The 11,756-nt window shown below is 53.4% G+C and carries 9 protein-coding genes; 5 read left to right on the top strand and 4 right to left on the bottom strand.

Going from position 1 to position 11,756, the window contains the following annotated elements; all coding sequences use genetic code 11:
• Positions 1–5 precede the first annotated feature (5 nt).
• Both I2D83_RS04790 and I2D83_RS04795 read right to left on the bottom strand, forming a co-directional pair.
• Positions 6–1,316 carry an IS4 family transposase gene (locus tag I2D83_RS04790; protein WP_182101296.1) on the bottom strand — a complete coding sequence of 437 codons (1,311 nt, stop codon included), beginning with the start codon at positions 1,314–1,316 and terminating at the stop codon, positions 6–8.
• 110 nt (positions 1,317–1,426) lie between these two features.
• The gene (locus I2D83_RS04795; protein ID WP_015841553.1) at positions 1,427–2,047 is read right to left on the bottom strand and encodes a TIGR04211 family SH3 domain-containing protein; all 621 of its coding nucleotides are present in this window, start codon (positions 2,045–2,047) and stop codon (positions 1,427–1,429) included.
• Positions 2,048–2,312: 265 nt separating this feature from the next.
• Between I2D83_RS04795 and I2D83_RS04800 the strand changes: the two genes are divergently transcribed.
• From I2D83_RS04800 to I2D83_RS04820, 5 genes are all read left to right on the top strand, one after another.
• Complete coding sequence (locus tag I2D83_RS04800; RefSeq protein WP_180778659.1) at positions 2,313–3,650, top strand: CYTH domain-containing protein; 1,338 nt, start codon at positions 2,313–2,315, stop codon at positions 3,648–3,650.
• Positions 3,651–3,702: 52 nt separating this feature from the next.
• The gene (gene glnE / locus I2D83_RS04805; protein WP_205947644.1) at positions 3,703–6,558 is read left to right on the top strand and encodes a bifunctional [glutamate--ammonia ligase]-adenylyl-L-tyrosine phosphorylase/[glutamate--ammonia-ligase] adenylyltransferase; all 2,856 of its coding nucleotides are present in this window, start codon (positions 3,703–3,705) and stop codon (positions 6,556–6,558) included.
• Between the two features lie 130 nt (positions 6,559–6,688).
• On the top strand, positions 6,689–8,125 hold the full coding sequence (gene hldE / locus I2D83_RS04810) for a bifunctional D-glycero-beta-D-manno-heptose-7-phosphate kinase/D-glycero-beta-D-manno-heptose 1-phosphate adenylyltransferase HldE (RefSeq protein WP_015841550.1): 1,437 nt from the start codon (positions 6,689–6,691) through the stop codon (positions 8,123–8,125).
• A gap of 135 nt (positions 8,126–8,260) precedes the next feature.
• A complete protein-coding gene (gene ligA, locus I2D83_RS04815) occupies positions 8,261–10,315 on the top strand; it encodes an NAD-dependent DNA ligase LigA (protein ID WP_043881830.1) in 2,055 nt (684 codons plus the stop codon).
• Positions 10,316–10,319: 4 nt separating this feature from the next.
• Positions 10,320–10,541: a DUF3820 family protein gene (locus tag I2D83_RS04820; RefSeq protein ID WP_015841548.1), complete on the top strand. Its 222-nt coding sequence runs from the start codon at positions 10,320–10,322 to the stop codon at positions 10,539–10,541.
• Between the two features lie 93 nt (positions 10,542–10,634).
• Here the strand turns inward: I2D83_RS04820 and I2D83_RS04825 are convergent, their stop codons facing one another.
• Complete coding sequence (locus I2D83_RS04825; protein WP_015841547.1) at positions 10,635–10,991, bottom strand: FlxA-like family protein; 357 nt, start codon at positions 10,989–10,991, stop codon at positions 10,635–10,637.
• Between the two features lie 204 nt (positions 10,992–11,195).
• Entirely contained in the window at positions 11,196–11,606 is a 411-nt protein-coding gene (locus tag I2D83_RS04830) for a FlxA-like family protein (RefSeq protein ID WP_205947645.1), read from the bottom strand.
• Positions 11,607–11,756: the final 150 nt, after the last annotated feature.

Genomic DNA, 11,756 nt, shown 5'->3' on the forward strand with positions numbered 1-11,756 from the left:
GCAGTTTATCTACGGGCCTTACTGTATTTTTGGGGCCTTTCTTTTACTATTCGTGGGAAGGCCCTTTCCCTTCTTATCGGTAATTTCACCAGTTGTCCCTGGCTTTCAAGATCACGCATTAGTTCCGGGATGCGGCCCGGTGAAGCACCCTGTAGTGTCATCAGCATTCGCATCACCATTCCGCACGATTCTGAGAAGCTCAGCTGATTTGGCCAGTATCCTTTCAGATGTCCTGCCATTTTAATCATCTGATATCTTACAAGATTATAGGCCAGTAATACTCCCCATAACTCCTGCTCCACGAGCTCAGGTTTCTTACTTCGCAGTGTCAGCCTGCTCAGTTGCATCGTCTGCTTTATCTCACGGTAGCCCAGCTCGATTTCCCACCGGTGGCTGTACAGGTCCGCCATCTCTCCACCAGGGAAGCGCAGCGCATCCGTCATCGACGTCAGCAGATGACAGACCTTTCCTTTGCGGGTCAGTGTCAGTAGCCGTGCTGTGATTTCCTCCCCCAGACCCGGCCACTTTTTACGGGCCTGTGGACTGGTTTTCAATTTTACCAGATGATCACCTTTACCCAGCTTCCTGACCTCTTCATACTGCGCCCCCTTTTTCAGCGGGATCAGCCAGTGCCGGTGTTTCCCCGCCTGATTCCAGGCATTCAGCAAACCCAGTGCGTAATAGCCTTTATCGAGTAAAGTCAGCGTGTTATCACCTGTCTGTGCTATCAACTGTTCTGCAAGCGCATTTTCACTCTCTTTCATCGTGCCAAAGGCTGCTGCCGTCAGCAGATGGCTGGTCAGCTCCATCTGGCAGACCATTTTTACCTGTGGATAGAGTCCCGGTTTTCCGCCATGTGTCTGGCGCGGGAAGGCGGCATCATTTTCTGGTGTATCCGGCGTTCGCCAGACCACGCCATCCACGGCCAGCAGAGTCAGGCCACACCAGTGTGGATGTGGCGTTTCACTATGCCAGAGCTGTGCAGTTTGTGTGAACACACGGCGAACGGCCTCACTTCCCAGGCGCTGGCGAGCCTGAATCACGGCACTCGGGGCGACAAAGGGACGGTTACCCGGCAGCATAATATCCAGACGGTTAACAATCTGGTGAAGGGGCTCTTTACGTTCAAGCGCCATGCCGACAATGCACCAGACCATCATTTCAAGCGGGAGACGCCGCTTGCGTAGCGTGACCGTGCCGGACTCGGCGAGACAACGTGAGACGAGTTCGGGGTCGAGATAATCCCCCAGAGAAGTCAGTGGGTTACGCAAAGAGTCGTAATGGGATACCAGATCAAGAGCCTGTCCAATGTGCATAAAAAAATCCGGAAACGGGTGAGCATTTCCGGATTTTTACACATCCACTGGATCGGTCAACCGATCCTTAACTGATCGGCATTACTGCAAGAAGCAGGCACTTATTTCGATTAGCTCATCCAGCGGTCATTTTTCTTTTTGCGGGGGATGATGTGCGGTAACAGCAGACCCAGCAACAAGCCTATGCCGGCAACTCCGCCGCCATACATAAACCACTGTAGAATAATGGTGCGCTGCTTATCATCAAGCTGGACATTCGCCGCGCTGACTTTCTTCTGCGCAACGATAAGCTGATTTTTCAGATCCTGGTTTTCCTGACGCAATCCGTTAATAACACCATCGCTGGCCGCGACTTTCTGCTGCATATCAGCGGTACGCTGGTTCCAGGTCTGATCGATATTATTCAGTTTGTCCGTCAGGTCTTTAACCTGATTTTCCAGCTCCGGCACCCGCGTGCGCAGGCTTGGCGTATTGCTAAGCTGGTCGAGAGGGATCCAGGTGGTGCGGTTTTTGTCATCACGGATCTGCGCATAGCCTGCGTTTTCATTAACGCTGAGCAACGTGACCTCTGCACCTGCATTCAGTGTGCCGACGATACGATATTGATTGCCCGGCCCGCTGTGGACATACGTCAATAACTCATCGGAAATATAGCGTTTTTCTTCCGCCTGTGCGGTCCAGCTCAGCGTGAGAGAAAATAAAGTAAAACAGAGTAAGCCTAATTTCTGCATAAGATCATCATGTTGCGTTAATGGTGGTCTGATAGTAGAGGCTTAAGTCTGACGAGGCAATGTATAAACCGAAATGAGAACAGTCTTAGAAGGCGGTGCGCGGAGTGTTTAAGCAGGGGAAAGTCGTGTAGCTGATGGCTGGTTTGCATAAGAAATGCGCGCTTGTTCGCAGGTGAAAAAGAGTGTGTGCGGTAAGAGTAGTAAGGTGAAGTAAAATGTTATTTACTGACAGGATAATGAACGTGGTCTTGGTGTTGTGAATGCTATGAGTGAAGAAATTGAGCTGAAATTTATTGTTCATCCCGACAGCGTTGAATCGCTGTTAACGCAGTTGGCTGAATGGGAGAGCGATTATAGTCAGTATGAGCACATGCGCGCCCAGCGCCTGAGCAATGTCTATTATGAAACAGACGATAATTATCTGCGCCGCAACGGTATTGGCCTGCGTATTCGTGGCGAAAATGAACGCTATGAAATGACGGCGAAAACGGCCGGCAAGGTGATTGGTGGGCTGCATCAACACCCAGAATACAACGTGGCCCTGGAGAAAGCCGAGCTGGATCTCAGCCTGTTTCCGGCAGACGTCTGGCCGGAAGATTGCGAGGTTGAAGCGCTGCAATCGTCGCTCAAACCGCTGTTTAGTACTGATTTTACGCGTGAAAAGTGGGTATTTACTTACTACCAAAGCGTGATTGAAGTTGCGTTAGATCGTGGTGAAATTCGTGCTGGCGACCTGAGTGAACCACTGTGCGAATTGGAGATGGAACTTAAGATTGGTCAGACTACCCACCTGCTGGAACTGGCAAAGGAAATCGCAGAATTTGGCGGTATGCGGCAGGGTAGCCTGAGTAAGGCGGCGCGTGGATACCATCTGGCTAAAGGTAATCCAGTTCGTGAGTGTCTGCCTCTCAATCGATTGGTTGTGGATGCAAAAACCAATATCGATCAGGCCATCCGCGCGGCGCTGGAACTGGGGTTGAGTCACTGGCAATACCACGAAGAACTGTGGGTAAGAGGAAATGCCTCTGCCCGTGAAGCCCTGCCAGAAGCCAGTGCGTTAATGCGCGAAATGCTGGTGCTGGTGGGTGGCGTTGTGTTACGCAAGGTCACTACGCTTTTTCGCTCTGCACTCGCCACTTTGGAAGCCCGACTACAAAGCGCCGATGGCGCGGAAGTGTGCTACAGCGTCGACTACCTGCAAAGTAAGTTGGTACTGACTTCTTGGCTGATCGAGTCTGGCTGGCGTGACCATATGGATAATAAAGATCGCATTAAGCTACAGGGATCGTTCAAACGCTTTGCCGATATTATGCTAAGTCGCAGCACGGCGGACTTGAAAAGCGCCTTTTCTTCTAAATTGACAGAAGCGCAGTACGAACAGCAAATCCCTCGTCTACAACGTAATATCTGCGCTTTTCTTCTCTTATCCGGTGCGTATCCGGCGGAACAGGTAGAAGCCTACCTTGAACACTGGCGGATGTTGCTACAGGAACTGGAGCGTCTCGCTGCCGGGAAAGCGCCTTCCGTGTATCTGGAAGCCTATCGTAAAGAGGCCCTGGCCTTGTCGCCGTTCTGGCTACATAGCGGCGGACAGTCACAGTAACCGTTAACTGCCGCTTGTCAGTGAGGATAGGCGGCGCATCAAGGGAACCCCCATGCCGATACTTCCTTTGCCTGCTTTACCTGTGCTTCTGACGGAACAATCTCAACGTGCACTCGCGCGTTTGCGGGAAGCTGCACCGAATGAACCGATAACGGACAGCGATGCCGCTGTTTTGGCATTGAGCGATTTTGTCAGCGATGCGCTTGCGCTGCACCCTGACTGGTGGCAAGGGATTCATCAGCAACCGCCGCAGCCTGAAGAGTGGCAGCACTACGCCGACTGGCTGCGCGACGCCCTGTCCGACGTTAACGATGAAAATGCGTTGATGGCGGAATTGCGTCGGTTTCGCCGCCATATGCTGACGCGGATTGCGTGGTCGCAGGCGCTGCAAACCAGTACCACGGAACATACGCTGCGTCAGCTGAGCGAACTGGCCGAGGTGGTGATTGTGGCGGCCAGAAGCTGGCTATATCAGGCCTGCTGCCGTGAATGGGGCACACCTTGCAATGCGCAGGGCGTGGCTCAGCCTCTGCTGATTCTTGGCATGGGAAAATTGGGTGGGGGAGAGCTTAACTTCTCTTCGGACATCGATCTGATTTTCGTCTATCCCGAAAATGGTCATACACAAGGTGGACGGCGCGAGCTGGATAACGCGCAGTTCTTCACGCGTCTGGGGCAGCGGCTCATTAAGGTGCTGGATCAGCCTACTGTCGACGGTTTTGTTTACCGCGTGGATATGCGACTACGCCCCTTCGGCGACAGTGGACCGCTGGTGCTCAGCTTTGCCGCCATGGAAGATTATTATCAGGAGCAGGGACGAGACTGGGAACGCTATGCGATGGTCAAAGCGCGCCTGATGGGCGGAATGGACGAGGCTTACAGTCAGGAACTGCGTAGCACACTGAAGCCCTTCGTTTTCCGGCGCTATATTGATTTTAGCGTCATCCAGTCGCTGCGAAATATGAAGGGCATGATTGCCCGCGAGGTGCGTCGCCGCGATCTGCGCAACAACATTAAACTGGGCGCTGGCGGGATTCGTGAAATCGAATTTATTACGCAGGTTTTCCAACTGATCCGTGGCGGGCGTGAGCCGGGATTACAGGGACGCTCGCTGCTGCCTACGCTCCAGCATGTAGGGGCACTGGGGTTATTAACGCCACAACAGGTGCTCGATCTCAGTACTTCTTATCTGTTTCTGCGCCGTCTGGAGAACCTGTTACAAGCCATTGCCGATGAGCAGACACAAACGCTGCCAGAGGATGAACTGAACCAGCAGCGTCTGGCATGGGGAATGGGGGTAGATAGTTGGGACACGCTGCAATCGATGCTGTCGGAGCATATGCAGGCGGTGCGCCGCGTATTTGACGATCTGATTGGCGATGATGCGCCAGACAATAATGATATCCCCGAACATGGCAGCTATAGCAGCCTATGGCAGGATACGCTGGATGACGGCGAACTGGCTCCACTGACGCCGCACCTCACGGAAACCGTGCGTGAAAAGCTGATGCGGACGATTGTGGAATTCCGCAACGATGTGGCGAAACGCACAATTGGGCCACGTGGGCGGGATGTGCTGGATCAGCTCATGCCGTGCTTGCTGGCGGAGGTCTGTGCTCGTCAGGAAGCCGATAGCGTGCTGTCTCGTCTGACACCGTTGCTGCTGGGGATCGTCACACGTACGACCTATCTCGAACTGTTGCTGGAGTCCCGTGCTGCGCTCGGTCAGCTGATTCGCCTGTGTGCGGCCTCGCCGATGGTTGCCAGCCAACTGGCGCGCTACCCCCTTCTGTTGGATGAATTGCTCGATGCGGCAACGTTGTATCAGCCGACGGCTCCGGGCGCGTATGTCGATGAGCTACGCCAGTATTTGATGCGCGTACCTGAGGATGATGAAGAACAACAGTTGGAAGCGGTTCGCCAGTTTAAACAGTCGCAGCAACTGCGCATCGCCGCAGGAGATATCGGTGGCGTACTGCCAGTAATGAAAGTGAGCGATCACTTAACGTATCTGGCGGAAGCGATTATCGCGGCAGTCGTTCAGCAGGCGTGGGGACAGATGGTGGCACGCTACGGCCAGCCGTCCCATTTACAGCACCGCGAAGGCCGTGGGTTTGCCGTTATTGCCTATGGCAAGCTCGGCGGTTGGGAACTGGGGTATAGCTCCGATCTGGATCTGGTGTTCTTGCTGGACTGCCCGTCGGACGTGATGACGGATGGCGAACGCAGTATTGATGGCCGCCAGTTCTACCTGCGCCTCGCGCAGCGTGTGATGCACCTGTTTAGCACCCGGACGTCATCAGGCATTTTGTATGAAGTGGATGCTCGTCTGCGGCCATCGGGGGCGGCTGGCATGTTGGTGAGTACGGTAGAAGCCTTTGATGAGTATCAGCGTAAGGAAGCGTGGACGTGGGAACATCAGGCGTTGGTGCGTGCGCGTATGGTGTACGGCGAAAGCGGCGTGCAGCAGACCTTTGAGTCTATTCGACGCAGCATCCTGTGTGCAGAGCGTGACGCAGATACCCTGCGGACTGAAGTGCGAGAAATGCGGGAAAAAATGCGTCAGCATCTGGCGAACAAAGATAAAGCGCTCTTTGACATCAAAACGGATGCGGGCGGCATTACGGATATCGAATTTATTGCCCAATATCTGGTGCTGCGTTATGCCGCTCAGGAACCGCGTTTGACCCGTTGGTCAGACAATGTGCGCATTCTGGAACTGATGGCGCAGTATGGTGTGATGGAAGAGAGCGAAGCCAATGCGCTCAAACTGGCCTACGTCACCATGCGCAATGAGTTGCACCATCTGGCCTTGCAGGAACTGTCCGGCCGGGTCAGCAAGGATCGGTTTGTTGCAGAACGGGAACTGGTGCTGGTGAGTTGGAATAAGTGGTTAGTGGGAGCCTAGGTTCCCCTTAGCTATATGATGATGGGGTATGCGGCCCAATGCTCAGCAAAGAGCCGTGCTGCGGTGACGTGTAATGATTGTGCCTATGATATTATTACGCGCATTATGCGAAATAAGCCTGGAGTAGAGGATGAAAGTGACGCTGCCTGATTTCCGTCAAGCGGGTGTGTTAGTGGTGGGTGATGTCATGCTGGATCGTTACTGGTATGGGCCGACCAGCCGAATTTCACCAGAGGCACCGGTGCCTGTGGTCAAGGTTGATACGATCGAAGAACGCCCTGGCGGCGCGGCGAACGTCGCCATGAACATCGCTGCGTTGGGGGCGGGATCGCGTCTGGTGGGGTTAACGGGCATTGATGATGCCGCTCGCGCGCTGAATGCCAAACTTGGCGAAGTCAACGTGAAGTGCGACTTTGTCTCTGTTCCTACGCACCCGACGATTACCAAACTACGCGTGCTGTCGCGTAATCAGCAGCTGATCCGACTGGATTTTGAGGAAGGCTTTGAGGGAATTGATCCTCAGCCGATTATTGAGCGTATTCAACTGGCGCTGCCAAAAATTGGCGCGCTGGTGCTGTCTGACTATGCAAAAGGCGCATTAGCGCATGTGCAAACCATGATTCAGACGGCAAAAGCAGCGGGTGTTCCAGTGCTGATCGACCCGAAAGGCACGGATTTTGCCCGCTATCGTGGCGCGACGTTGCTGACGCCAAACCTGTCTGAGTTTGAAGCGGTGGCAGGGCGTTGCAAAACGGAAGAAGAGCTGGTTGAGCGCGGCATGCAACTGGTCGCTGATTACGAGTTGTCCGCGTTGCTGATTACGCGTTCCGAACAAGGGATGACACTGCTACAGCCGGGCAAAGCACCGCTGCATTTGCCTACGCAGGCGCAGGAAGTGTACGACGTGACCGGTGCCGGCGATACCGTCATTGGTGTGCTGGCCGCTGCGCTGGCGGCGGGTAATCCGCTGGAAGAGGCCTGTTTCCTGGCGAATGCCGCCGCAGGCGTCGTCGTTGGCAAGCTTGGCACATCAACGGTCACACCGATTGAGCTGGAAAATGCTATCCGTGGCCGTGCCGACACCGGATTTGGCGTGATGACAGAAGAACAGCTGAAAAAGGCCGTTGAACTGGCGCGCCAGCGTGGTGAAAAGATTGTGATGACCAACGGTTGCTTCGATATTCTGCATGCCGGACATGTGTCTTATCTGGCAAATGCCCGCAAACTTGGCGACCGGTTAATCGTTGCAGTCAACAGCGATGCGTCAACCAAACGCCTGAAGGGGCCAACGCGTCCCGTTAACCCGCTGCCACAGCGCATGATCGTGCTGGGTGCACTGGAAGCTGTAGACTGGGTTGTGCCGTTTGAAGAAGATACGCCGCAGCGCCTGATTGCCAGCATTCTGCCGGACATTCTGGTGAAAGGCGGGGACTACCAGCCACATGAAATCGCCGGCAGCGAAGAGGTCTGGGCCAACGGCGGTGAAGTGAAAGTGCTGAACTTTGAGGACGGTTGCTCCACGACGAACATCATCAACACGATTAAAGCTAACGCGTCTAAATCTTAAAAAGCCAAACTGACGGCACTCGAATCATCATGAAGCCGTTCAGACCGCAAGCTAATGATTCTCGCTCTGTCACACCACGAGCGAGAATCATAACAATCATAACGCCGACAGGGCGACACGTCAGATAAAACAGGTATGAAACCAGTGAAGAAAGAACCAGCCGAAGTGAATGTGGTCGCACTGCGGGTAGCGGAGTTGCGCCGGGTCTTACGCCATCACGAATACAAATATCACGTTGAAGATGCGCCCGAAATCCCTGATGTCGAATATGACAAACTCATGCAGGAACTGAAAGCGTTAGAGGCGGATCATCCCGAACTGGTGACCAGCGATTCTCCGACGCAGCGTGTGGGGGCAGCGCCGCTGGCGGCATTCGAACAGGTGCGCCATGAAGTGCCGATGTTATCGCTGGATAACGTCTTTGATGAAGAGAGCTATCTGGCCTTCAGCAAGCGAATTGGCGACAGGCTGAAAAACGGTGACGATCTGACATTCTGCTGCGAGCTGAAGCTGGATGGTTTAGCGGTCAGTCTGTTGTATGAAGACGGCGTTCTGGTGCAGGCGGCCACGCGTGGGGATGGCACGACCGGTGAAAATATCACCAGCAACATTCGTACCGTTGCGGCAATTCCGTTGCGCCTTGAAGGTGAAAATATTCCGCGCCGTGTCGAAGTGCGCGGTGAAGTGTTTATGAAACACAGCGGTTTTGAAAAGCTGAATGAAGAAGCACGCCGTACGGGGAGCAAAGTATTTGCCAACCCGCGTAACGCCGCCGCCGGATCGCTGCGTCAGCTCGACCCACGCATTACAGCTAAGCGTCCGCTGACCTTTTTCTGCTATGGCGTTGGCTTGCTGGAAGGCGGTGAACTGCCCGCCAGTCACTGGGAGCGTCTGATGCAGTTCAAGGCGTGGGGGCTGCCGGTTAGTGACAAAATTAAGTTATGTACCGGTCCGGCCGAAGTACTCGATTTTTATCGTCACGTCGAACAGACCCGCAGTTCGTTAGGCTTTGATATTGACGGCGTCGTTGTCAAAGTTGACTCTCTGGAGCTGCAGGAACGGTTAGGGTTCGTTGCCCGTGCGCCTCGCTGGGCGGTGGCCTTTAAATTCCCGGCGCAGGAACAGCTGACCTGGGTACGCGATGTTGAGTTTCAGGTTGGGCGGACAGGGGCGATTACACCTGTTGCGCGTCTGGAGCCAGTCGCCGTGGCCGGTGTCATCGTCAGCAACGCCACACTGCACAATGCTGATGAAATTGAGCGGCTGGGTTTGCAGATTGGCGATCGCGTGATTGTGCGTCGAGCGGGGGATGTGATCCCGCAGATCGTCGGCATTGTGGAATCTGAACGGCCAGAAACGGTGCAGCCGATTGTTTTCCCTTCGGCCTGCCCCGTGTGTGGTTCGGATGTTGAACGTGTGGAAGGGGAAGCCGTCACGCGTTGTACCGGGGGGTTGATCTGTGGCGCCCAGCGCAAAGAGGCGCTGAAGCATTTTGTTTCTCGTCGCGCATTGGATGTGGAAGGCATGGGCGATAAGATCATCGATCAACTGGTGGAAAAAGAGTACGTCAAGACGCCAGCCGATCTGTTTCGCCTGAGTGCCGGGATCATGACAGGGCTGGATCGCATGGGGCCTAAATCAGCGACGAATCTGGTTAATGCGCTGGAAAAAGCGAAAAGCACCACGCTGGCGCGTTTTCTGTATGCGTTGGGGATCCGCGACGTTGGCGAATCGACGGCTGCCAATCTGGCCGCCCATTTTGGTTCGCTGGAGGCGCTGTTTGCCGCCGATGAAGAGACGCTACTGGCGGTGCCGGATGTCGGTAAAGTCGTTGCCGCACACGTGCGTCATTTTCTGGAAGAAGAGCATAACCAAACCGTTATTCGCGAACTGACCGATCCCGCAGGCATCAACATTCACTGGCCTGAGGTTGTGGTCGTCAAGGCTGAAGAGATCGACAGCCCATTTGCGGGGAAAACGGTGGTATTGACCGGATCGCTGACTATTTTGTCCCGCGACGAAGCCAAAGATCGGCTAACGGCGTTAGGGGCAAAAGTGAGTGGGAGTGTCTCGAAAAAAACCGATATGGTGATCGCTGGTGAAGCCGCTGGCTCCAAGCTGGCGAAGGCTCAGGAACTGGGGATCCCGGTGATCGATGAGGCGGAAATGATCCGGCTGTTGGGAGAGTAAGCGGGTGGAAAAAGAAGACCTGATAGACATTGCCACGATGCAGATGCCCTTTGGTAAATACAAGGGGCGAGCGTTGATTGATTTACCGGAAGAGTACCTGCTGTGGTTCTCCCGCAAGGGCGAATTTCCTAATGGCCGCTTGGGGGAATTGATGCAAATTACGCTGGCAATAAAGATAGAGGGTCTGCAAGGGTTGGTAACACCGCTGAAACGGCCCCGTTCCTGACGATCCGCTTACTGCGGTAATCTATGACGAAAAAAAGGTCGCTTCAATCAAGCGACCTTTTACATTTACCGGCTACCCCATCCCTGACGCAGACTAGACGTAGATATTAATCTGGTTATCTGCTGTCGGGCGGTTGACGCCTTCTTGTTTAGCACTTTGAGCCGAAGAGGTGGAATCAGACTGCTGTTCTGATTTTTCACTCTGCAAGCGGGCAATCTGTGCCTGTAACGCCTGGATCTGTGCTTGAATGGCCTGCTGTTGTTGTTCGATCAGTTTACGTTCATCATCACTTTCTGCGCTGGAAGCTGATTCGGTCAGTTTATTCACTTGTTTGGTAAGTGCCTGAACTTGCTTGGTTAGCTGCGCAATCTGTTGCTCTGAGGTGTTGCTGCTTTTACTGCTGCTTGCTGTTGTTGTCGATACGCTGATACTGCTGATGGTGTTTGACATTTTCCCTCCTGAAAATGAAAAGATGCCGATATACCCGAATTATTCGGGGTACAAGCCGTTATATCGGCAATTTAAGCACTTTCTCGAAGGGGATATTGTTGGCAATGAAGCATGAAATACTCACTTTCCTGACAGCTCATGTAACAAAATGTATCAGCCAGGAAAGAGAGAGAAAAAAAGATGGGAATGTGTCAAATATTGCTGTCAGACGTAGATATTAACTCCGCCCTTTTTTTCTTTATTTTCAGTTTGTTGTGATGTCGTTTTTGATGCAGCCTCGGCCGCTTTCTTTTCTGCTTCTTCTTTTTGGATACGGGCAATTTCGGCATAGAGCGCCTGTATTTGCGCCTGAATCATCTGCTGCTGTTGCTTAATGAGTTTACGTTCATTCTCACTCTGCGCATCGGCAGCTTTAGCACCCAGTTCTTTTAACTTTTTGGTTAGCACTTTGATTTGATTTTGTAATGCAGCAATTTTTTGCTGAGCACCACTACCCGTATCGGCGGTAGAGGCAGCTTTACTCTCTGTATTAGATGAAGCCTTATTCGTTGCAGGCTTATTGGCCGCAGAGGCCGTCGCTGTTACGTTTGACACCGTATTCACTGTAATGGACATCACTTCCTCCTGAAATAAGTCAATTCTCCGATTGTTATCGGCTGTGCCACTCTGTTCTTTACGAAAAGCTTACAAATGGGTGAGGCTATTGTGTCTTTCTGGTGGGAAAAAGGAACTGGCAAGGGCGCTTTCCTGCTCCCTTGCCGCAAC

Source organism: Pectobacterium aroidearum (assembly GCF_015689195.1).
Classification (GTDB): domain Bacteria; phylum Pseudomonadota; class Gammaproteobacteria; order Enterobacterales; family Enterobacteriaceae; genus Pectobacterium; species Pectobacterium aroidearum.

Excerpts from the sequence above, each read along its gene's own strand:
- I2D83_RS04790 (WP_182101296.1), bottom strand. The coding sequence starts at position 1,316 with ATGCACATTGGACAGGCTCTTGATCTGGTATCCCATTACGACTCTTTG.
- I2D83_RS04795 (WP_015841553.1), bottom strand. The coding sequence starts at position 2,047 with ATGCAGAAATTAGGCTTACTCTGTTTTACTTTATTTTCTCTCACGCTG.
- I2D83_RS04800 (WP_180778659.1), top strand. The coding sequence starts at position 2,313 with ATGAGTGAAGAAATTGAGCTGAAATTTATTGTTCATCCCGACAGCGTT.
- glnE (WP_205947644.1), top strand. The coding sequence starts at position 3,703 with ATGCCGATACTTCCTTTGCCTGCTTTACCTGTGCTTCTGACGGAACAA.
- hldE (WP_015841550.1), top strand. The coding sequence starts at position 6,689 with ATGAAAGTGACGCTGCCTGATTTCCGTCAAGCGGGTGTGTTAGTGGTG.
- ligA (WP_043881830.1), top strand. The coding sequence starts at position 8,261 with ATGAAACCAGTGAAGAAAGAACCAGCCGAAGTGAATGTGGTCGCACTG.
- I2D83_RS04825 (WP_015841547.1), bottom strand. The coding sequence starts at position 10,991 with ATGTCAAACACCATCAGCAGTATCAGCGTATCGACAACAACAGCAAGC.
- I2D83_RS04830 (WP_205947645.1), bottom strand. The coding sequence starts at position 11,606 with ATGTCCATTACAGTGAATACGGTGTCAAACGTAACAGCGACGGCCTCT.